Source organism: Streptomyces sp. NPDC017991 (assembly GCF_044328075.1).
Taxonomy (GTDB): Bacteria; Actinomycetota; Actinomycetes; order Streptomycetales; family Streptomycetaceae; genus Streptomyces.
The window spans coordinates 97,176-117,847 of sequence record NZ_JBIRGP010000011.1; the positions used below are offsets into that span (position 1 = coordinate 97,176).

Below are 20,672 nucleotides of genomic sequence, written 5' to 3' on the forward strand. Positions count from 1 at the left end.
GCCTCCGTCCAAGGGGGCTCCCTGCGGGCCTGAACGAATATCCATGAGGAGCGCTGCCATGGCAGAGCCGCTGCCCGTCCTGGAGATGACGGGCATAGTCAAAGAGTTTCCGGGGGTACGGGCTCTGTCGGGTGTCGACTTCCGGCTCTTCCCCGGCGAGATCCACGCCCTGCTCGGCGAGAACGGCGCCGGCAAGTCCACCCTCATCAAGGTGCTGACCGGGGTCTACTCCCTGGACGGCGGCACCGTCACCCTGAACGGCACGTCCGTACGGTTCCACAGCCCGTCGCAGGCCCAGCAGGCCGGGATCAGCACGGTCTACCAGGAGGTCAACCTCTGCCCCAACCTGTCGGTGGCGGAGAACATCTTCATCGGCCGCGAACCCACCCGCTTCGGCCGCATCCAGTGGAAGCGGCTGCGCCGCGAGGCCGCCGAGCTGGTCGACCGGCTCGGCCTCGACATCGACGTCGAGGCCCCGCTGTCCTCGTACCCCCTAGCAGTGCAGCAACTGGTCGCGATCGTACGGGCGGTGGGGACCGGGGACAGCGACGGTTCGGGGTCGGGCACCAAGGTGCTGATCCTCGACGAGCCGACCTCCAGCCTCGACCGCGACGAGGTGCTCGAACTCTTCGCCCTGATGCGGCGGTTGAAGGGCGAGGGCGTGGCGATCCTGTTCGTCTCGCACTTCCTCGACCAGATCTACGAGGTCTGCGACCGGATGACCGTCCTGCGCAACGGCGCCCTCGTGGGCGAGCACATGGTCCGCGACCTCGACCAGGTCGGCCTCGTCCAGCTGATGATCGGCAAGGCCCTGGACCAGCTGGAGGAGCTGCACGACCACCAACTCCACGCGGACGTCGGGGAGTCGCTGCTCACGGCGGACGGCGTCGGCAGGGCCGGCGGCATCGCCCCCTTCGACCTGGAGATCAAGAAGGGCGAGGTCATCGGACTCGCCGGACTGCTCGGCTCGGGCCGCACCGAGCTGGCCCGGCTGCTCTTCGGCGCCGACCAGCCGGACACCGGCAAGGTGACCATCGGCGGCAAGCAGGTCTCGATGAGCGCCCCGAACGACGCCATCGCCGCGGGCGTCGCCTTCTGCTCGGAGAACCGCAAGACCGAAGGCCTCGTACCGGACCTGACCGTGCGGGAGAACATCATCCTCGCGCTGCAGGCCACCCGCGGCTGGACCCGGCCCATCCCGGTCGCCCAGCGCGACGAACTCGTCGCCAAGTACATCAAGGCCCTGGACATCCGGCCGGCCAACCCCGAGGCGAGGGTGGGCCAACTCAGCGGCGGCAACCAGCAGAAGGTGCTGCTCGCCCGCTGGCTGATCACCCGGCCGAAGCTGCTGATCCTGGACGAGCCGACGCGCGGCATCGACATCGGCGCCAAGGCGGAGATCCAGAAGCTGGTGGTCTCCCTCTCCGAGGAAGGCATGGCCGTGCTGTACATCGCGGCCGAACTGGAGGAGGTCCTGCGGCTCAGCCACACCATCGGCGTGCTGCGCGACCGCAAGCTCGTGGCCCAGCTGGCCAACGGGCCCGAGATCACCCCCACCCGGATCCTGGAGACCATCGCGAGCGGAGAGCACCAGTGACCACCACACCCCGATGGCGAGCGCTGACCCGTCATCACCTGTTCTGGCCGGTCGCCGTGCTGGTCATCCTGCTGCTCGTCAACGTCCCCTTCACACCCGACTTCTTCTCGATCAGGATGACGGACGGCCACCTCTACGGCAGCCTCGTCTCGATCGTGCTCTTCGGCTCGCCCCTGATCCTGGTCGCCGTCGGCATGACCCTGGTCATCGCCACCGGGGGCATCGACCTGTCCGTCGGCGCGGTGGTCGCCATCACCGGCGCCCTGACCTGTTCGTACATCAGTGACCAGGCCGACCAGGAGGCACTCTCCGGAGTGCTGCTCGCGATGGGCATCGGCCTGGTGGCCGCGGTCGTCTGCGGCCTCTGGAACGGCTTCCTGGTCGCCAGGATGGGCATCCAGCCGATCATCGCCACCCTGATCATCATGGTCGCCGGCCGCGGTGTCGCCCAGCTGATCACCGACGGCCAGATCATCACCGTCAACAGCGAGCCGTACAAGCTGATCGGCGGCGGTTACTGGCTGACGCTGCCCTTCTCCATCTTCGTGGTGGCAGCCGTGGTCGCCGTCACCGTGGCACTGACCCGCCGCACGGCGCTGGGCCTGCTCGTCGAGTCGGTCGGCGGCAACGCCGAGGCCAGCCGCCTGGTCGGCATCCGCTCCCGCCGCATCAAGATCATGGTGTACGTGTTCTGCGCGCTGTGCGCCGGGATCGCGGGCCTGATGATCAGTTCCAACACCTCGGCCGCGGACGGCAACAACGCCGGTCTGTGGATCGAGCTGGACGCGATCCTCGCCGTCGTCATCGGCGGTACGTCGCTGCTCGGCGGCCGGTTCTCCATCGGTGGCACGGTCGTCGGCGCGCTCGTCATCCAGACCCTCACCACCACGATCTACACCATCGGCGTGCCCACCCAGACCAACCTGGTCTTCAAGGCCGCCGTCGTCATCATCGTCTGCCTGATGCAGTCCCCGAAGTTCCGCGCCAAGGTGTTCGGCGGCGGTCGCTTCGGCGGCAAAGGGGACGCCAAGCAGGCCGCGGCCCCGGCGGACGCCGCCGCGACGCCCGAGACCGTACGCAAAATGGAGGTGTCGTGATGACCACGACCACCCGGAAGCCCGCGGCGCCGGACAGCCGTGCGCCGGGCAGAGCCGCACGCGTCCTCGCCGACCGGCGCCTGCCCGTCCTGGTGACGGCCGGGCTCTTCCTCGTGATGTACGCCGTCGGCCTCAGCCGATACCAGAACTACGGGTTCGCCGAGACGCAGGTGTTCCTGAACCTGTTCATCGACAACAGTTACCTGCTGGTCGCGGCCGTCGGTGCCACCTTCGTGATCCTCTCCGGCGGCATCGACCTCTCGGTCGGCTCGGTCATCGGCTTCACCACCATGTTCACGGCTTGGCTGGTGGAGCGTCAGGGCCTGCCGCTCCTGGTCGTCATCCCCATGGCCCTGGCCGTGGGAGCCTTCGGCGGCTTCCTGATGGGCTACGTGATCCAGAACTTCGAGATCCAGCCCTTCATCGTCACCCTTGCCGGCCTGTTCCTCTTCCGTGGCCTGTGCCTGGTCATCAGCAAGGAGTCGATCTCGATCGGTGACTCCTCGGTGAGCAGCATGGCCCAGGCCCAGGTGTCCCTGGGGGGCGGGTTCCTCTCGATCGGGGCCATCGTCTCGCTGGTGGTACTGGCCGCGGCCTTCTACGTCCTGCACTACACGCGGTTCGGCCGCCGGGTGTACGCCATCGGCGGCAACGAGCAGTCCGCGCTGCTGATGGGGCTTCCGCAGGGCGGTACGAAGATCGCGGTGTACACGATGAGCGGGTTCTGCTCCGCGCTCGCGGGGCTCCTGTTCACGCTGTACATCCAGTCCGGGGACCCGCTGCACGCGACCGGGCTCGAACTGGACGCGATCGCGGCGGTCGTCATCGGCGGCACGTTGCTGACGGGCGGGTCGGGCTATGTGGTGGGCACGCTGTTCGGTGTCCTGGTACTGGGCCTGATCAAGAGTCTGATCCAGTTCGAGGGCACGTTGAGTTCGTGGTGGACGAAGATCGCGACGGGTGTACTGCTCTGCGCGTTCATCCTGATCCAACGGACGATGACGTCCCGACGCAAGGCGTAGGGGCTTTTCGCCCCGTGGGGGCGGGCCGCGCAGTTCCCCGCGCGCCCAGGTACCCAGGGGCGCGGGGAACTGGGCAAAGGGGGGCGAGGGGGCGGAGCCCCCATGCGGTGACGATATGAGCCCGGCGTCCGAGCCACCACGTGAGTGAACCCATCCCGGGAGGAACACCGTGAGACGTACGATCGCAAGGGCGATGACGGCCCTGTTCGTCATCCTGGCCGCGCTGGCCTCCGGCATCGCCGAGGCCGCCGCCCCCGCCTCGCCCGCCGTCACCTACACCAACCCCGTCGCCGAACAGCGCGCCGATCCGCACATCTTCAAGCACACCGACGGCTACTACTACTTCACCGCGACCGTGCCCGCGTACGACAGGATCGTGATGCGGCGGGCCACCACCCTCCAGGGGCTCTCCACGGCCGCCGAGACGACGATCTGGACCAAGCACGCCAGCGGTGACATGGGCGCGCACATCTGGGCGCCCGAGATCCACTACATCGGCGGCAAGTGGTACGTCTACTTCGCCGCCGGGTCCACCAGCGACATCTGGAAGATCCGGCCGTACGTCCTGGAGAGCAGCGCCGCCAACCCGCTGACGGGGACCTGGACCGAGAAGGGCCGCATCGCCCTCCCGCTCGACACCTTCTCGCTGGACGCGACGACCTTCACCGTGGGCAGCACCCGTTATCTGAGCTGGGCGCAGAACGACCCGGCGGTCGGCGACGGCACCAACATCTATCTGGCCAGGCTGTCCAACCCCTGGACCATCAGCGGCAGTCCGGTCATGATCTCCCGGCCCACCAACGCCTGGGAGAAGGTCGGCCACACCGTCAACGAGGGTCCGGCGGTCATCCAGCGCGGCGGCAAGGTCTTCATGACCTTCTCGGCGAGCGCCACCGACAGCAACTACTGCCTCGGGCTGCTGACCGCCTCCGCCTCCGCCGACCTCATGAACGCGGCGTCCTGGGCCAAGACGGCCACCCCGGTCTTCACCAGCAACGCGGCCACCGGCCAGTACGGGCCGGGCCACAACACCTTCACCACGTCCGAGGACGGCAAGTCCGACGTCCTCGTCTACCACGACCGCAACTACAAGGACATCAGCGGCGACCCGCTCAACGACCCCAACCGGCGCACCCGCTACCAGAAGCTGTACTGGAACGCCGACGGCACACCCAACTTCGGCATCCCCGTGGCTGACGGCGTCACCCCGGTCCGCCTCTCCTCGTACAACTTCCCCGACCGGTACATCCGGCACTGGGAGTACCGGGCGAAGATCGAGCCGAACGTCACCAACCTCGCCGACTCGCAGTTCCGTGTGGTGACCGGCCTCGCCGGCACCGGGACCGTCTCGCTCGAATCGGCGAACTTCCCCGGCCACTACCTCCGCCACCGCGGCAACGGCGAGGTGTGGGTGGACAAGAGCGACGGGAGTACGGCCTTCAAGGGCGACGCGAGCTTCTACCGACGGGCCGGCCTGGCCGACGCCGCCGCGGGCGTCTCCTTCGAGTCGTACAACGTCGCGGGCAGCTACCTCCGGCACTACGAGTACCTGCTCGTCACGCAGCCCGCCGACACGACGACGGCCAAGGCGGACGCGACGTTCTACGCCGAGTGACTCACTGACGAGTGGCTCGGCGCCGCCCGCTTCAACGCCGGGCCGTGAGGATGCTGAGCGCGTTGGCGGCGACGACCGCGCCGACGGCGGCCCACTCCACGGGGCCCAAATTCTGGCCCAGGACGATCCAGCCGACCAGACCCGCCAGTACCGGGTTGACACTCATGAAGAGGCCGAAGGCCGCGGCGGGGACGTGGCGCAGGGTGAACATGTCCGCCAGGTACGGCACCGCGGAGGAGAGCACGCCCGCCGCGACGGCGTACCCCACAGCCGCGGGGGTCGGCGGGTTCCGGAACGCGAGGACGATGCCGACCGGCAGGAACATCAGGGCGGAGACGGCCGCCGCGGCGGCGGAGCCCTGCGCTCCGGGGACGCGGCGGCCCACCGTGCGGTTGAGCAGGATGTAGGAGGCCCAGCAGGCCGCGGCGAGCAGCCCGAGGCCCATGCCGAGATAGTCCGCCGACGGCCGGGGGCGCATCAGGGTGACGACGCCCGCCGCGGCGACCAGCGCGCAGCAGGCGTCGATCCGCCGGCGCGCGGCGGACAGCGCGATGGCCAGCGGGCCGAGGAACTCCAGGGTCACCGCAAGACCGAGTCCGATGCGGTCGATGGCGGTGTAGAGGGACAGGTTCATCGTCCCGAACACCAGGGCCAGCAGCAGGACCGGCCACCACTGGTGCCTGGTGAACGAGCGCAGCGGGGGCCTGGCGACCGTGAACAGGGCGATCGCGGCCACGTACTGGCGTACCGCGACGACACCGAGGGGGCCGAGGACGGGGAAGGCCAGCGAACCGATCGCCGCGCCGGTCTGAGTGGACAGACCGCTGCCGAGCAGGGTGAACAGAGCCGCCAGGCGCCTGTCCTCGGGCGCCGGGACCGACGGCTCCGACGGCTCCGAGCTCGCGGGAGCCGCGGGCGCGTGCCGCGTGGACATCGGGGAGGGCGCGGACGTCGGCGAAGGCGCGGAGGCTGCGTGCATGCCCCGATGCTGCGCCGTTCGCGGGCATGCGCAAAATGCATCGTCGGATTCATCTATACGCTTGAGTCATGGATGTGGAACTGCGGCAGTTGCGCTGTCTCGTCGCGATCGTCGACGAGGGCGGCTTCACCGACGCGGCCATCGCCCTCGGTGTCTCCCAGGCGGCGGTGTCCCGCACCCTGGCATCGCTCGAACGCGCGCTGGAGGTGCGGCTGTTGAGGCGTACCTCCAGGGAGGTGACCCCGACGGCGACGGGCCTGCGCGTGGTGGCACACGCCCGGCGGGTGCTCGGCGAGGTGGAGGGCCTGGTCCGGGAGGCCGCCTCGGGTCGGTCCACCCTGCGGATCGGGTACGCCTGGTCGGCGCTCGGCCGCCACACGCTGGCCTTCCAGCGCGCCTGGGCCGCCGCACACCCCGCGACGGAACTGGAACTGGTCCGCGCCAACTCCGCGACCGCCGGGCTGGCGGAGGGCACCTGCGAACTGAGCGTCGTACGCAGGCCGTTGGACGAACGCCGCTTCGAGTCGGTCATCGTCGGCCTGGAACGGCGGCTGTGCGCCATGGCCTCCGACGACCCGCTGGCCCGGCGCCGTTCGGTCCGGCTGGCCGACCTCGCCGGCCGCACCCTGCTGGTCGACCGGCGGACGGGGACCACCACGACGGAGCTGTGGCCGCCGGACGCCCGCCCGGAGACCAGGGAGTCCCACGACATCGACGACTGGCTGACCACGATCTCCACGGGCCGGTGTGTGGGCATGACCGCGGAGTCGACCGCGCACCAGTACCCGCGGCCGGGGGTCGTGTACCGGCCGGTGCGGGACGCCGAGCCGATCGCGGTCCGGCTCGCCCGGTGGCGTGACGACCCGCATCCGGCCGCCCCGGCGGTGACCGAACTGCTCACGGCCCTCTACCGAGCGGACTGAGCCCCGTAAGGGGCGCGTGGAACGGCGCGACCGGCCCCCACGCTCCCGCACCCGACGAACGACCGAACCACCCGGACGCCCCGCCCCGGGATGGCATCGCCGCCACACGCAGTTCGCCGCGAGGTCCGGCCGGCGCCCCGCGTCGGCCTCGTAGGGGACGGCAGGCTTCCCGTCGGCACCGAACAGCGCCGCGTCGGGGGTCAGCCGGCCGATCACGGCCTGCCCGGCAGTTGCCGACGGGTCCGAGGTCGTCGGCAGCGTCACGGCACCGCCTTCAGGGGGTGTCGCGGACCAACGGGATCGTCAGCGTGAACGTCGTCGTTCCCGGTCGGCTCCGTACGTCGATGGTGCCGCCGTGGGCCCGGACCAGGGAGCGGGCCACCGCGAGGCCCAGGCCGCTGCCGCCGCGGTCCCGGCTGCGGGCCTTGTCGATGCGGAAGAAGCGGTCGAAGACGTGCTCCTGGTCGGCGGCCGGGATGCCGGGACCGGAGTCGGTGACCCGGACGACGGCCGCGCCGGCCGCGACGGACACCTCCACCACGACCTCGGTACCGGCGGGGGTGTGCACGGCGGCGTTGGTGAGGAGGTTGTCGAGGACCTGCCGAACGCGCAGGACGTCGAGCCGCAGCCGCACCGGACCGGAACCGGCCCTCACGGTCAGCGGACGGTCCGCGTGGGTGGCCCGGAAGGCGTCCGCGGCCTGCCGCACCAGTTCCGCGAGGTCGGCGTCCTCCAGCCGCAGCGGCGCTTCCACCTCGGCTGCGTCCAGGCGGGCGAGCAGCAGCAGATCGTCCAGGAGCACACCCATCCGGGCCGCCTCGGCGCGCAGCCTGGCCAGGTGCTTGTCCCGCTCGCCGGGTTCGTTGGCCGCCGCGTACTGGAAGAGGTCCGCGTAACCGCGTACCGACATCAGGGGCGTGCGCAGCTCGTGCGAGGCGTCCGCGACGAAGCGGCGCAGCCGCTGCTCGGCCTCCGTGCGGACGGCCAGCGAGTCGTCGATGTGCTCCAGCATGGTGTTGAAGGCGGTGCGCAGCTCCTCGACCTCCGGGCCGCCGTTGCCGCGGTCGGCGCGGACCGGCAGCCGGGCCGAGTCGGTGAAGTCGTGCGAGGTGATGCCGCGGGCGGTGTGTGCCATGTCGCTGAGCGGCTGCAGGCCCCGGCGCAGCACCGCGCGCCCGAACACCACGAGGCCGAGCAACGCGAGGGCGAACGCGACGACCTGGACCGTGACCAGCTGGTCCATGGTGTCCTCGATGTCCTCCAGCGGCGCCGCGGTGACCAGCACGACGCCCTGCCCGATCTTGCAGGCGCGCAGCCGGTACGCGCCCTCGTCCTCGATACGTGTGGTGTGGGACATCTCCGTCGCCCCGGCCCGGGCCAGCGACTCGGCGAAGGAGGTGAGCTCGACGGTGTCCTTCGGCACGTCACTGGGCTTGCGCAGCACGGCCGAGTCGCCCGAGACGTCGTACACCGCGGTGTACCAGCCGTAGTACGGCCGGCGCTCCACCGTGCCGTGCGCCTGGGCGTCCTTGGACTGGGTGGTCTGGACGAGCTTCATCTGATCGTTGAGCTGGCGTTCCAGGTAGTCCCGCATGTACATCGACAGCGCGGTGCCGACGGCACCGAAGACGACCAGCGAGAGCACGCCCATGCCGAGCGCGAGGCGGGTGCCGAGCCGAAGCCTGCGGTAGGTGTCGCGGAGCCGGCCGGTCACTCGGAGATCCGCCGTACCGCGTACTCGACGCCCCGCACGGTGTGGATGAGCTGTGGCCCGTCCTTCTCGGTGCCGCCGCCGCTGTCCTCGCCGTGGCTGTCGGTGCCTGGCAGCATCAGGTCGAATACCACGATGTTCCTGGCGACCGCCTCCCAGGCCCCGTAGCGGCCGACTGTCGCGACCAGGTCGGCGAAGGGCGGATCGCCGTCCACGGCGAGAAGTCGTACTTTTTCCACGTGCCCATAGTGCTCCACATGGCCGATCACGTCATAGCCGAGGGCACGTCGGGGCTGGATCGATAGACACTTGAAAGGTCGCCGACAGGTAAATGGCAGGGTTGAGCGGGTGGCTCGCTCACTGGTAAAGCCGGTCAAAGGTGGAGTCATACAGAAACCTGCCATCAGACTCCGTCCTCAACGCGGACGTCGGGAGCCGGGCGGGCGGACAAGCCGAGGATGCCGAGCGCAAGGTCGAAACGGCAGTGGTTGCAGCCGCGCGCGTCAGGTACGAGCGTCTGCGGGCTTCGTCATGGTCCGCGGGCCGCCGTCGCTCGCCCGCAGCCGCCGCCCGACGTGGGCTTTCGTACGCTGGGGTGTGGCGGCGGCTGACGATCTCTTGCGTGTCTGGATGGGGAACGAACGAGCACCTGTGCGTTCGCGGCCACCTGGGTGCCGTCTGCCGCGTCAGAACCCGCGGGCGATGGGCCCATTCGTCCAGGGCGACGGAGCCGATGTCGCCGACGGGCAGGTGGTCGAGTTCGTTTCCAGTGCCGTATCAGGCGATGTTCGCCCTGTTGGGCCGTGGAGGGGTGTCGCCTGGTAGCGTCGCTCTCTTCGGTTGGGGCGACCTGCTGGAGTTTTGACGGGGTGCCTTGTGACTCTTCCGGATGCCGATGTCCTCGCCGCTGCGGTGGCCAGGGTCGCGAAAGTCTTCGGCGGCATGACCGCCCGAGTGGACGAGACCGGCTGTGGCCGGTGCTTCGATGCGGGCGAGATCAGACTGCTGCGGACTCCCGATGTCCCAGTCCCAGCGGATCTTGCCCGCCGTGTAGCTCAGAAGCATCCTTCGCACTGGGACGATCAGCCCGCGATCATCAGACGGGTTTTGCCAGAGCTCGTCGTCATCCTGGCTGAGGGGGAGCACGAGTCCGACCTCACGGCTCGGGGACTGGCTGCGGCAGGCTGGCCGCAGTGGCCCCGCCAGCAGGCCCAGGCCGTCGCGGATTTCCTGGACGCCTGGTGGACCAGCACCCTGCGGACAAAGTCTCCGCCGATCTCGTCATCCGAGGTATTCGAGAGCTGCGTGACGGCGACGTCCTCGGTCACTCCATGGCTGGCCCGCTGGGAGATGGAGAAGGGTCCGATCGCCCGCCAGCACCTGGACGCGAGCGTCCATTGGTGGCGGGAGGAGCTGGATTCGGGCGACTCGCCATTCTCCTGGTGGTGGGGCGCGGAGCCAGAGGCGGAAGGGCGGGCCGCCTGGCAGGAAGTGAGGCTCTGGCTGACTGGTCAAGGCCGGTAGTCGAGTTGGGCAAGGGCCGCGGCCTGGCAAGCGGACGTGACCACCCTCCTGCGGCTGCTGCTGGTCGCCCCGTGGTGGCGTGGCTGCCAAGCGTCCACCGAGAAGGAAAGTCGCGAGCTCGCGGCCGGGTACCTGGAGGACATGCCGGATCTCGTGGCCCGAAGGGAACGAGCCGCCGCAGCCCTTGGCCTCGACCTTCCGGACCAGGCAGACGTCCTGGTCCGCTTGCGGGAGGTAACCGTTGGGGTGGGAGAGAACTTCGTTCTCATCTTCACGCCGGAGGGGCACCCCTACGAACCTCTCATCAGGAACTGAGACGCAATGGGACAGCGGACACGGGGCAGCACGCGCCGTCTCGGATCACCAGGCATCAACGGGGATCAACTGTCAGGGCCTCGTGCGTGCCCGTGCGGCCAGGATCTCAGGTGATGCCTTGTCTCTCGGCTTCGGCGAGGATGGCGTCGCGGTCTCTCCATTTCGCCCAGAACGCGCCGCGGTAGCCCAGGGCGGTGAGGGCGGTGAGGAAGGGGTTGTCGGCGTAGTTGTTGTCGTCCTTGGAGCTGCCGGGAGCGGTCGGCAGCATGACGCGCGGGTAGTCGGCGGGGTCGATGTGCGCCCACATCATTTCGACGGTGTGCAGCCAGCGGCCGGCGGGGTCGGCCATGGTGGCGGGGTCCTCGGGAAGGCCGGTTGAGAAGTAGCACACGGGACGGACCGTGCCGTCGGACTGGAACATGAACTGCCGCTCGTACTCCACGGGCGTGTGGCACTGGTCGGCGGTGCGCAGCACGATGGGTTCGGTGGCGGTGTCGGACTGTGTGCCGGGTACGTGCCGTACGCCCGCGCTCTGTCGGGCCAGCCACTGGCCCAGCGGCTGGTAGGGGAAGCAGCGCAGTCCCAGGCTGAACCCGGACACGGTCGCGTCCAGTGCCAGGGTGCGGTCGATGGCTTCGCGCAGGGTCGGCCAGGTCTCTCCGGGCATTCCCGCCAAGACCTCCACCATGCTGGCCATCTCGTATTTGTTGCAGAGCTTCACGAGGCGTTCGGTGTCGGACCAGGTGTAGTAGCGGGTCCCCTTGCCGGTGACTTTCCAGCCGTCCAGCATGTCGTCACGCACGTGGTCGGGCGCCACGTTCACCCCGGCGCACCCGGCCGCTGCCAGCAGTTCGGCGAACTCGTCGTCGAAGGGTTTGGGCTGGGCGTAGATCCACAGGCGCAGCCGGTGCAGCGGGGAGTCGGGGGTGGTGTCCTTGCGGCGGCCGATCTCGCGCAGTACGGCCTTGGTGTTCGCGATGGCGAGGTTGAACTCGGAGTCGGCGGTGTGGACGTCGCACACTCCCTGGTCCACCAGTTCGGTCAGTTCGTCGACCACGGCGTGCACGGACCGTTTCGCGAACGACGTGCCCTTGGCGTCGGGTTCCACGCAGTGCGCGCACGCGTAGGGGCAGCCGCTCTTGGTGAGGATGTTTCCCAGTCCGCCGCGTTCGTAGTAGCCGAGGTTGTCGACCTTCGACCGGTCGCCGGATCGCCGCGTGTAGGAGGAGTCGGTGTCGACCTGCCAGGCGCGCGACTGTCCGGCGCCGACCTCGCCCACCCCGCCCAGGGCGGTGTCGGGGTCGGGGGTGGGGACGCGGGTCACCAGGCCGTCGCCCTGGTTGAAGAGCAGGCCCGGAACCGAGGCCGGGTCGCCGTGGTGGGATAACTGGTCGGCAAGGTCCACCAGGATGCGTTCGCCCGGGCCCTTGACGCCGAAGTCCAGCCCGAAGTAGTCCACGCACGCGTACGGCATCGTGGAGAAGCCCACCCCGCCGCCCACCATGGGGGCCGGAGTCAGCGAGCGGATCTTCCGCACGATCTGCCGGTGCTCGGGGAGGAAGACGCGCTGCTGCTGCGCGTAGAGGGTGTCGGTGTTGCGTACCGAGATCCCTACCAGCAGCGGCGGCGGACGGGAGGTGAAGTACTCCTCCAGGATCTGCGGCCAGGCGTCCCGTGCGAAGCACAGATCGACGACCTCCGCGGTGTAGCCGTGCTGCTCCAGTTCTGTGGTCAGGACGTCCAGCGCGTACGGGGTGATCGGCGGGTGGACCTTGTTCGGGTTGATCAGTGTGATCAAGCTGTTCACGGGGTGTTCCTGCCTTCTTCGAGCGGGGTGAGCTTGGCGGTGAAGTGCCGCATCGGGGGCTGCGGGCCGGTGATGGTGAAGCCGGTCAGCTCCCCGGCCCGGCCGACGACGTCTTTCACCGCGTCCACCACGTACTCCAGGTGGGAGCGGGTGTAGACGCGGCGCGGCAGCGCCAGCCGCACCAGCTCGTGCGGAGCCTGCCCGCCGTCCTGGCCGAACGCCAGCGTGCCGAATTCCACCGTGCGCACCCCGGCTTGGCGATACAGCTCGCAGACCATTGCCTGCCCGGGGAAGTTCTCGGGAGGGATGTGCGGCAGCAGGTGTCCGGCATCGGCGTAGACGGCATGGCAGCCGGCCGGACGCAATGTGGGAAGGCCCGCCTTGGCGAGAGCGTCGGCGAACCACGCTGCGGTGTCGGCCCGGTGCGCCAGGTAGGCGGGGTCGGTGACCTCACTCAACCCCTGGACCAGGGTCTCCAGGTCTCGTCCCGCGAGTCCTCCGTAGGTCGGGAACCCTTCGGTGATGGTCAACCGCTCACGGCAGCGTGCCGCCGTCTCCGCGTCCCGCAGAGCGATGAGACCGCCGGTGTTGGACATGCCGTCCTTTTTCAGCGAGGCCCAGCAGCCGTCCGCGAGGTCGAACATGGCGCGGGCCACCTCACGCGGGGTGCGGTCCTGTTGGCCGGGTTCACGCGTGATGATCAGGTGTGCGTTCTCGGCGAACCGGGACGCGTCCAGCAGCAGGGGTACTTCGTGCTGCCGGCAGATCTCCCGCGCCGACCGCAGGTTCGCCAGTGACACGGGCTGGCCGCCGCCGCCGTTGTCGGTCACTGTCAGGATCACGAGGGCCACTTGCTCGTCGTCCGGTGCGTCCAGCAGTTCCCGTAGCCGGTCGAGGTCGATGTTTCCCTTGAAAGGTGCCTCGCTGACGAGATCGGCGGCCTCGGGGCACGGCAAGTCCACGGCACGGCAGTCCAGTTGTTCGATGTTGGCGCGCGTGGAGTCGAAGTGGCCGTTGGCGACGGTGGTCTGTCCGGGGCACAGCAGAGTGGTGAAGAGCAGTCTTTCGGCCGCGCGTCCCTGGTGGATGGGAATGACCTCCGGGAATCCGGTCAGTTCCCGCACGGTCCGTTCGAACCGCTCGTAGGACGAGGCCCAGGCGTAGGACTCATCTCCCAGAAACAGGGCCGCCCATTGCTTGGACGACATCGCCGTCGTCCCCGAGTCGGTCAGCAGATCGATGGTGACGTCGGCAGAATGCACGCGGAAAACGTTGTAGTCGGCCTCGGCCAGAATTCTCTGCCGTTCTTCCACGGTGCGTAAAGGGATGGGCTCCACGGCTTTGATGCGAAACGGTTCCATCACCGCAATCCATTCCGTCGAAATTGCTTCGCCTGGAAGAGAGACCGGTCGGAATCATGCACTGCGTGGGCGGGTGATAATCCTCCGTTCGACCGTACCGCTGATCGGCGGCGAGCACCTGTCGAGGGCTACGACACCGGTCTGCTGCTGTACTGCCCGGGTGCCCGACGGGAACAGCATGATCGGGCACCCGGGCAGTCAGCGATCTCCATCCGCAGACGTTCTATTCGTGCGGATCATGCGGCAGCGCAGGCATTCCTTGACAAGCGGGCCAGGGCTCGGCTTGCACGACGAGTGGATACGCTCCTTAAGTCCGAGTGCGCCGGGAGGCAATTGCACAAAGTCGTCGATGAGTCGATCGGCTGGGCAGCAGACTGATCCGGGTCACAGATGCAAGCGGAAGCTTTCGGGCTATCTGCGTTTTCGCCCACGGGCCGCGACGCCCGCGAGCAGTGCGCCGACGGCCAGCACGGCCGAACCCCGCACCCATACCTGGCCCTCGAACTGCGAGGCGAGCAGCACGCACGAGGCCGCGCCGAGCAGGGCGACCACCATCGGGGTTCTGAAGTGGTCATGCGGCACGGTGTCGGTCCGTAGCCGTAGAACAGCCGTGTTGACCAGGAAGAAGACGACGAGAAGCAGCAGAACGAGCGTCGAGGCGAGGGCGGCCACGTCACCCGTCGTCGCGAGCAGCAGCGAGAGCAAGGTGGTCACCGCGATGGCGGCCCAGGGAGTACGCCGGCCGGGCAGCACTTTCGTCAGAAACTGTGGCAGCAGCCCGTCGCGGGCCATGCCATACGCCAGCCGGGAAGACATGATGCCGGTCAGCAGCGCGCCGTTGGCGACGGCGATCAGGGCGATCACGCTGAACAGCTGTGTCGGTACGCCGTCCGCGACCTCGACGACGGTCAGCAGCGGTCCGCTGGACTGGGCCAGCGCGCTCGTCCGTACAGCGGAACTCGCCGCGGCACCGACCAGCGCGTAGATCACGCCGGCCGTGGCCAATGCGCCGAACAGGGCGCGCGGGTAGGACCGCCGCGGATCGCGGGTCTCCTCGGCCACATTGACCGATGTCTCGAAGCCGACGAAGGAGTAGAAGGCCAGGACGGATCCGCTCAGCACGGCGTAGGCCGGTGAATGCTGAGCCGTGCCGAGCTGTGTCAGCCGGCCCACATCCCCCTCACCGCGCAGGACCACCCAGGCACCCAGGCCGATGACCAGTACCAGGCCACCGACCTCGACGACGGTCGCGGCCACGTTGGCCCTAGTCGATTCGCTGATACCCCGGGCGTTGAGCAGGGCCAGGGCACCGAGGAACAGAACGGCTACCAGCGACACAGGAAGTGAGACGAAGACACTGAGGTAGTCACCGCCGAACCCGCGGGCGAGGCCGGCCGCGGACACGACACCAGCGGCCAGCATGCAGAACCCCGTGAAGAACCCGGCGAACGGGCCGTAAGCCAAAGTGGTGTAGTGCGAGGCACCGCCGGCCCGCGGGTACTTCGTGGCGAGTTCCGCGTAGGAGGAGGCCGTCAGCAGGGCCAGGCCGAGGGCCACGACCAGAGGAAGCCACACCGCACCCCCGGACTTTGCTGCCACCTGTCCCACCAGCACGTACGCGCCGGCACCCAGCACATCACCCAGGATGAAGAAGTAGAGGACCGGCGTGGTCAGCGTACGTCTGAGGCCTGCCTCGGGAACTCCCGTGCCATCTTGAGCGCGGCTGCTCATGCTCACCTGGCTCTGCGTTGCGGCGACCCGGATAGGGATTTTCATCCCCTTTTATTGATGAATGCCAGTATGTGTTCCGTCGTCATGCCCCGCCACGCTGCGGTGGATCAGAACGCGAACTGGAAGGTGCCTGCCCGTAAGCGCCGGCCATTGGCTGCTGTCGATCCGGCTGCGGTTCGACGCCTCCAGGAATGCGGTGCGTTGTAGACGGCGGTGCTCGCGATAGTCGCGACCGCGCCGCGCCGGCGGTGTTCACCAGCACATCGACCGTACGGCTCTCATCGGCCAGAGTCGTTGACAGGCGATCGGCGGCATCAGGCAGCGACAGATCCAGCGGGACGGTCGCGCGGAGGTAGCGTGAGACGCAGGGAGAAGCCGCAGGTCACGGCGTCGCTGTAGGACACGTGTGTCGAGAACCTACAGGCTTTCAGCGCGCGAGGAGTTGACCGGACCGGGACGCGCACCGCGACTGCAGCCTCGGACCGGTCACCGAGCCGGTCCTGCTTCTCGGCGAGCCTGCGTACGGGTACTGGTGAACCGGACGGCCGGTCCCCAGTTTTCCTGTACGGGGGAGAAGCACCACTGGCACAGGGGCAGTCCGCCACTGCCGTACTTGTGGGTGGGGCGCTGACAGCCGGAGCAGGGTCCGATGTAGCTGCTGGAGGTTTTGAAGGTCGACGGGTCCGGTTCGCTGATCGGTGGCGGGGGAGTGCTGGTCATCGCAGGGATGTCCTGTCCAGGAGTGAGTAAGAGGGTGGACACCGCGGTGCGGCGTGGCAGGCCGTGAGTATGCGGAAAGCCGGTCAGCGCGCCGCGGCGGCAAGGGCCGGGCGGCTGGATAACGGGATGTCGAGCGTGGTGTCCGGGGCGCAGTGGCTGCATGCGCGCGGTCCCGCGTCGGGAAGCCGGCGGGCTTCCGCACGGCTGATCGGCCGACGGCGCTTGCCGATGACGTAGCAGTGCCCGGCATGTACTTCCACGGGTGGGCGGCCGTCACCGATACCGAGTTCGACAACCCACTCCGGTCCCGGGAGCCGGGCGGGGCGGCCGCGTTCCTGCTCGGCTTCCCGTTGCCGAACAGCAGCGATCTTCGCGTCGATGCGGTGCAGCCACATGGCGTGCCAGGTCCTCAATGTGAGCAATCGTGCCAGGTCAGCAGGTAGGTCATCGAACGTAGTCCCGTTTGTGAATCTGCGGACCGATCGGCCCGCCACTCGCGTGTTCGAATACTAGTTCGATACTCTACGGGTGGAGGAGGTGGGGTGCCATGGCGGCAGCGGAAGACCAGATGAGGGTGTCGAGCGTGATGCATGTGCGCTGCCCGGACCGGCTGCCGGAAGAGACGTTCCGGCAGGTCCTGGAACAGTGCGCGGAGCTCTCCCCGACCGTCCAGGCCCTCCCGCCGTCCGCGGCCCTTGTCGAGCTGAAGGGCGCGCTGCGCTACCACGGCGCCGACGCCCGCCGGCTCGGGGAGGTGCTGCGGGTGCGCACGCTCTCGCGGCTCGGCATCGACGTACGCGTCGGGATCGGCCCTACGATCACGGTCGCGGCTACCGCCTCCGCGCAGATCGACGCACCCGGCGGAGTCCTCGCCGTGGACCCGGACCGGGTCCTCGACTGGCTCGGGCCGCTGCCGGTGGAAGCTCTGCATGGTGTGGGTCCGAAGCAGGCGGCGGCGCTGCGCGAGTACGGAGTGCACTGCGTCGGTCTGCTCGCGGCCATCCCGCCGGCCACGGTGCAGCGCCTGCTGGGTGGGAGGGCCGGACGGATCGTCGTCGACCGGGCCCGTGGCATCGACCCCCGCCCGGTCGCCCCGCGCGCTCTGCCCGCGTCGGCGAGCGTGCGGCACTCCTTCGTCCAGCACACCCTGGACGGCGCCGTGGTCCGTGGCGCCCTGCTCGATCTGGTCGTGCAGCTCGGTCTCCAGCTACGCGAGCGTGGTCAGGTGGCGCGCGGCCTCACCCTCGCGCTGCGGTTCGTCGGCGGCACCGGCTGGGAGAAGACGCGCCGCCTGCCGGAGGCGTCTGCGCACGAGGACGACCTGCGCACGATGGCCTTCCGGCTCATCGATGCCGCGGGCCTGCAGCGCGGCAGGCTGACCGGCCTTGTCCTCAAGGGTGAGGACCTGGTCGGCGCCGCCCAGGTGGCCGAGCAGATCAGTCTCGACCGGGCACGCGAGGACCGGCTGGTCGCGGAGGCGGTCAGCGACCGCATCCGCAGGAAGTTCGGGCCCGGCGTGATCGGCCCGGCCGCCGCCTCCCGCCGCGCCTCCTGACCACCCCTCACCCATCGGCCATATCGCCCTGACCTGTCCTGGAGACGACTGGTGCTGCTCAACCCGCCCGGAATGCCGGATCCTGCCTCGCTGCCGCATTGGCCCTACGCACGCGCCGTCGACCAGGAACTCGCCGGCCGCGGCATCCCGCCCGGCGCCGTCCGCATGGAACGTGACTACCGACGCGAGACCGCAATGCGCCTGGTCTTCACCTGGGACGCCTCCCGCTGCGCCGGCCCGGGCGGCATCCGGCTCATCTGGCACGACGACACCGGCTGGGCACACAGCCTGCTCCGCCCCGATGCCGTCGGCGCGATCCCGCGCGGCCCGCTCACCGCACTGCACCGCGTCTTCGCCACACCCGACGACGTCGCGGAGGTGGCGGGCGCGCTCGTGTCCCGGCGCTTCCACCACTACAACGGCGACCACCACCAGGAATGGGAGCAGGCACCGCAGGTGCGCGCCGCGATCGACGCCTTCCACCTGATGTCGGCGTACACGTGACTTTCTCAAGTACGCCGATACGCCGGCACCTGAGAGTGCGTGCAGACAGGGCGAGTTGACGGGACGTCTGTGGCAGCAGCGTTTCAAGGGTTCGGTTCCTGGTGCAGGTCCACAAAGCAGCACAGTCGTACGCCGGGCTCGCGGGGATCCCTCTTTTCATGTCAGCCGCATCGCCCCGTCGCTCCGGCGACACCGCTCGTGTGCAACGAGTCGCATGCCCCGCCGCCGTACTGCCTTTCCGGCCGGCTCCCGTCCACCAGGTCGACAGCGAGCACGCTATCCCTAGGGAGGGGGCAGGTCACCGACCGCTACAACGCCGCCGTCGGCAACGACTCCCGGGAGGTACGCCTGGGTGGCGTGCACGCCCTGCAACGCATCATGCAGGACTCGCCTCGCGATCAGCAGCGTGGTCCCGAGCGGAGGGTCACCGCTACCGGAGAGGGGCTGCCGGCTGTCAGTCGGTGAGGGCGATGTGGGCGGTGACGCGTTTGCCGACCGGTTCGAGACGGACGTGGAACGCCTGGACGACTGCCCTGACGATCTCCAGTCCGTGCCGGCCGATCCGCGTGGGGTCTACGGGGAGGGCGGCCGGCTGTGCCCGGACGCTGTCCTGCACACTCACCTCCACCGTCGTGTCGGCGACGATGCGCAGTTCCATCCGCAGGGGGCCGGGGGCGTACTTGATGGCGTTGGTGACCAGTTCGCTGACCACCAACTGCGTGAGGTCCAGCGCGCGGGCGGACACGGCCACCCCCCGGGAGCGGGCGCGGGTGAGGAACTCGGCCGCGTGGCGGCGCGCCCGGCCGATGCAGGAGCTGTCGCCGCTCAACGGCATCGCAGTGAACAGGGCGTGAGCATCCGGCCTGCCTGCACCGGCACGGCCGTCTGACTCCACAGTTCTGTCCACCTTCGCACTTGCTTGTCCCTCGGGTACCCGGCGTGGTGGGGCCCATGTGATTCTTTTCGGATCGGTCCCAATGAATTGGAGCACGCCTCCCGGTGTTTTCTTCGGGCATGCTCCGGTACGTGCTCGGGCCCGAGCCGCATCAGCGTCGTCGCCCTGTCCGGCGAGCTGGACCACGACGCGCGGGAGCGCATGGAGAGAGCCCTGATCCCGCCTGCCGTCGAGGGGGCGTCCGGGAGCATGGCCGACCTCACGGGCGTGACCTTCGTGGACTCCAGCGGCATCAACATGCTCATCACCGACATGTTTGCGGCTGGAGTCATGGCCGCGGATACGGGGCGCAGGCAACCCGTGGCGTTCGTCGGGGACCGCACTGGAAGAGGCCGACTGTGGACGTGAACAGCGACGGCCAGTACAGCGCCCTGGCCGTGGAACACGCACGCCTGGAAGCAGCGGTCGGAGCCATGGTCGCCGCCTGACCGCGAAGGTCTGCGTTGCCGGGACCGGAGGCGGCCAGACCGGGCCCGGTGCATTCGGCTGCCCCGTCTCATGCGCGCGTCCCGGTCGCGTGGGGCGTCCGGGAGCACCCTGGATGTGGGGCGAAAACGAGCGTCCGCAAGGGGCAGCGAGTGCGGCACCCCGCTGCCTCTTGCGGTCCTGCCGGGTTCCCTACTGGGGCTTGAAGGAACGGATCTGGTAGCTGCCTTGCAGGTTGCCGCCCGCACCGGCCGGAGTGGACCCGACGCGTGCGTGGTGGTTGGTCTGTGTGTAGTACTGCACGCGGTGCCCGGTTCCGTTCCAGACTGAGCGGACGTTCTGTCCCCTCTGGATGAAGGAACAGTTGTCGGCGGTGTTCGCCATACTGGGCTGCGACCACTGACAGCGAGTCCCCCCGCCATTCCAGTCGCTGTAGATGCAGAAGTATCCGGGGGTGCAGTTGTAGGCTGCCCGGCTGCTGACCACCGTGGGGGCCTCGGCCGCGGCGGGGGCGCCGGCCGCAGCAGGTACCGCCCCGAAAGCCGTGACCAAGGCGGCCGCGGCGACGGCGAGCGAATGGATCCGACGCATGGCAGGGTCTCCCTTTCCTCGTCGGCGATGTGGAACAGCCACACCGCCGTGGACGGACTGAGCGACCCAGATAGCTGCTCAGTCACCGAAGAGGCCAACGAGACATCCCCGATCAGGAAACGGGAGAGAACTGGCCGTGACTCCGGCGAACCGCAGCCCCTGATCCGACTTCGTTGGCAGACGGCGGTCAGGGTGGCAGGACCAGCCCCCGCATCCTGCCTACACAACACCCAACCGCC

19 protein-coding genes are annotated in these 20,672 nt (G+C 69.0%); 10 read left to right on the top strand and 9 right to left on the bottom strand.

All coding sequences use genetic code 11. The annotated features are described in order from the left end of the window. Nucleotides 1–58 precede the first annotated feature (58 nt). The 4 genes from ACH4DZ_RS29465 to ACH4DZ_RS29480 all read left to right on the top strand — a co-directional run bounded on the left by ACH4DZ_RS29465 (nt 59) and on the right by ACH4DZ_RS29480 (nt 5,331). Nucleotides 59–1,597 carry a sugar ABC transporter ATP-binding protein gene (locus tag ACH4DZ_RS29465; RefSeq protein ID WP_398290417.1) on the top strand — a complete coding sequence of 513 codons (1,539 nt, stop codon included), beginning with the start codon at nt 59–61 and terminating at the stop codon, nt 1,595–1,597. Beyond that, entirely contained in the window at nt 1,594–2,694 is a 1,101-nt protein-coding gene (locus ACH4DZ_RS29470) for an ABC transporter permease (protein WP_398290418.1), read from the top strand. The genes ACH4DZ_RS29465 and ACH4DZ_RS29470 overlap by 4 nt, the downstream gene beginning before the upstream one ends. Next, a complete protein-coding gene (gene yjfF, locus ACH4DZ_RS29475; RefSeq protein WP_398290419.1) occupies nt 2,694–3,716 on the top strand; it encodes a galactofuranose ABC transporter, permease protein YjfF in 1,023 nt (340 codons plus the stop codon). Before ACH4DZ_RS29470 ends, yjfF begins: the two co-directional genes overlap by 1 nt. A gap of 193 nt (nt 3,717–3,909) precedes the next feature. Continuing rightward, nucleotides 3,910–5,331, top strand: a complete 1,422-nt coding sequence (locus ACH4DZ_RS29480; RefSeq protein WP_398290656.1) for a family 43 glycosylhydrolase — start codon at nt 3,910–3,912, stop codon at nt 5,329–5,331. Between the two features lie 31 nt (nt 5,332–5,362). Here ACH4DZ_RS29480 and ACH4DZ_RS29485 read toward each other — a convergent pair whose 3' ends face one another. Next, nucleotides 5,363–6,310, bottom strand: a complete 948-nt coding sequence (locus ACH4DZ_RS29485; protein WP_398290420.1) for an EamA family transporter — start codon at nt 6,308–6,310, stop codon at nt 5,363–5,365. A gap of 68 nt (nt 6,311–6,378) precedes the next feature. Between ACH4DZ_RS29485 and ACH4DZ_RS29490 the strand changes: the two genes are divergently transcribed. Continuing rightward, nucleotides 6,379–7,233, top strand: coding sequence for a LysR family transcriptional regulator (locus ACH4DZ_RS29490; RefSeq protein ID WP_398290421.1), 855 nt, complete (start codon nt 6,379–6,381; stop codon nt 7,231–7,233). A 274-nt stretch (nt 7,234–7,507) separates the two neighbouring features. On the opposite strand, the gene ACH4DZ_RS29495 is transcribed toward ACH4DZ_RS29490, so the two are convergent. Then, nucleotides 7,508–8,947, bottom strand: a complete 1,440-nt coding sequence (locus ACH4DZ_RS29495; protein WP_398290422.1) for an ATP-binding protein — start codon at nt 8,945–8,947, stop codon at nt 7,508–7,510. Beyond that, nucleotides 8,944–9,183: a hypothetical protein gene (locus ACH4DZ_RS29500; protein ID WP_398290423.1), complete on the bottom strand. Its 240-nt coding sequence runs from the start codon at nt 9,181–9,183 to the stop codon at nt 8,944–8,946. The genes ACH4DZ_RS29495 and ACH4DZ_RS29500 overlap by 4 nt, the downstream gene beginning before the upstream one ends. A gap of 637 nt (nt 9,184–9,820) precedes the next feature. On the opposite strand from ACH4DZ_RS29500, the gene ACH4DZ_RS29505 reads away from it, so the two are divergent. Beyond that, on the top strand, nt 9,821–10,468 hold the full coding sequence (locus ACH4DZ_RS29505) for a hypothetical protein (protein ID WP_398290424.1): 648 nt from the start codon (nt 9,821–9,823) through the stop codon (nt 10,466–10,468). A gap of 36 nt (nt 10,469–10,504) precedes the next feature. Further along, nucleotides 10,505–10,783 (top strand): hypothetical protein, encoded by a 279-nt coding sequence (locus ACH4DZ_RS29510; protein WP_398290425.1) that lies wholly within the window; start codon nt 10,505–10,507, stop codon nt 10,781–10,783. Nucleotides 10,784–10,889: 106 nt separating this feature from the next. Here the strand turns inward: ACH4DZ_RS29510 and tsrT are convergent, their stop codons facing one another. From tsrT to ACH4DZ_RS29530, 4 genes are all read right to left on the bottom strand, one after another. Continuing rightward, complete coding sequence (gene tsrT / locus ACH4DZ_RS29515) at nt 10,890–12,590, bottom strand: tryptophan 2-C-methyltransferase (protein ID WP_398290426.1); 1,701 nt, start codon at nt 12,588–12,590, stop codon at nt 10,890–10,892. After that, a complete protein-coding gene (locus ACH4DZ_RS29520; protein ID WP_398290427.1) occupies nt 12,587–13,951 on the bottom strand; it encodes a tryptophanase in 1,365 nt (454 codons plus the stop codon). Before ACH4DZ_RS29520 ends, tsrT begins: the two co-directional genes overlap by 4 nt. A gap of 411 nt (nt 13,952–14,362) precedes the next feature. Further along, the gene (locus tag ACH4DZ_RS29525; RefSeq protein ID WP_398290428.1) at nt 14,363–15,682 is read right to left on the bottom strand and encodes an APC family permease; all 1,320 of its coding nucleotides are present in this window, start codon (nt 15,680–15,682) and stop codon (nt 14,363–14,365) included. A gap of 803 nt (nt 15,683–16,485) precedes the next feature. Beyond that, a complete protein-coding gene (locus ACH4DZ_RS29530; protein ID WP_398290429.1) occupies nt 16,486–16,797 on the bottom strand; it encodes a DUF6233 domain-containing protein in 312 nt (103 codons plus the stop codon). Between the two features lie 152 nt (nt 16,798–16,949). On the opposite strand from ACH4DZ_RS29530, the gene ACH4DZ_RS29535 reads away from it, so the two are divergent. Both ACH4DZ_RS29535 and ACH4DZ_RS29540 read left to right on the top strand, forming a co-directional pair. Beyond that, nucleotides 16,950–17,957, top strand: a complete 1,008-nt coding sequence (locus ACH4DZ_RS29535) for a hypothetical protein (protein ID WP_398290430.1) — start codon at nt 16,950–16,952, stop codon at nt 17,955–17,957. A gap of 51 nt (nt 17,958–18,008) precedes the next feature. After that, on the top strand, nt 18,009–18,461 hold the full coding sequence (locus ACH4DZ_RS29540) for a hypothetical protein (RefSeq protein ID WP_398290431.1): 453 nt from the start codon (nt 18,009–18,011) through the stop codon (nt 18,459–18,461). Between the two features lie 454 nt (nt 18,462–18,915). On the opposite strand, the gene ACH4DZ_RS29545 is transcribed toward ACH4DZ_RS29540, so the two are convergent. Next, nucleotides 18,916–19,296 (bottom strand): ATP-binding protein, encoded by a 381-nt coding sequence (locus ACH4DZ_RS29545; protein ID WP_398290657.1) that lies wholly within the window; start codon nt 19,294–19,296, stop codon nt 18,916–18,918. Between the two features lie 147 nt (nt 19,297–19,443). Here ACH4DZ_RS29545 and ACH4DZ_RS29550 point away from each other — a divergent pair, with 147 nt between their 5' ends. After that, a complete protein-coding gene (locus tag ACH4DZ_RS29550; protein WP_398290432.1) occupies nt 19,444–19,764 on the top strand; it encodes an STAS domain-containing protein in 321 nt (106 codons plus the stop codon). Between the two features lie 270 nt (nt 19,765–20,034). Here the strand turns inward: ACH4DZ_RS29550 and ACH4DZ_RS29555 are convergent, their stop codons facing one another. Then, a complete protein-coding gene (locus tag ACH4DZ_RS29555; protein WP_398290433.1) occupies nt 20,035–20,433 on the bottom strand; it encodes a peptidase inhibitor family I36 protein in 399 nt (132 codons plus the stop codon). Between the last annotated feature and the right edge of the window lie 239 nt (nt 20,434–20,672).

Coding starts and splice junctions, on each gene's coding strand:
- ACH4DZ_RS29465 (WP_398290417.1), top strand. CDS start 59: ATGGCAGAGCCGCTGCCCGTCCTGGAGATGACGGGCATAGTCAAAGAG.
- ACH4DZ_RS29480 (WP_398290656.1), top strand. CDS start 3,910: ATGACGGCCCTGTTCGTCATCCTGGCCGCGCTGGCCTCCGGCATCGCC.
- ACH4DZ_RS29520 (WP_398290427.1), bottom strand. CDS start 13,951: ATGGAACCGTTTCGCATCAAAGCCGTGGAGCCCATCCCTTTACGCACC.
- ACH4DZ_RS29545 (WP_398290657.1), bottom strand. CDS start 19,296: ATGCCGTTGAGCGGCGACAGCTCCTGCATCGGCCGGGCGCGCCGCCAC.
- ACH4DZ_RS29490 (WP_398290421.1), top strand. CDS start 6,379: ATGGATGTGGAACTGCGGCAGTTGCGCTGTCTCGTCGCGATCGTCGAC.
- ACH4DZ_RS29525 (WP_398290428.1), bottom strand. CDS start 15,682: ATGAGCAGCCGCGCTCAAGATGGCACGGGAGTTCCCGAGGCAGGCCTC.
- ACH4DZ_RS29555 (WP_398290433.1), bottom strand. CDS start 20,433: ATGCGTCGGATCCATTCGCTCGCCGTCGCCGCGGCCGCCTTGGTCACG.
- ACH4DZ_RS29485 (WP_398290420.1), bottom strand. CDS start 6,310: ATGCACGCAGCCTCCGCGCCTTCGCCGACGTCCGCGCCCTCCCCGATG.
- yjfF (WP_398290419.1), top strand. CDS start 2,694: ATGACCACGACCACCCGGAAGCCCGCGGCGCCGGACAGCCGTGCGCCG.
- ACH4DZ_RS29530 (WP_398290429.1), bottom strand. CDS start 16,797: ATGTGGCTGCACCGCATCGACGCGAAGATCGCTGCTGTTCGGCAACGG.
- ACH4DZ_RS29535 (WP_398290430.1), top strand. CDS start 16,950: ATGGCGGCAGCGGAAGACCAGATGAGGGTGTCGAGCGTGATGCATGTG.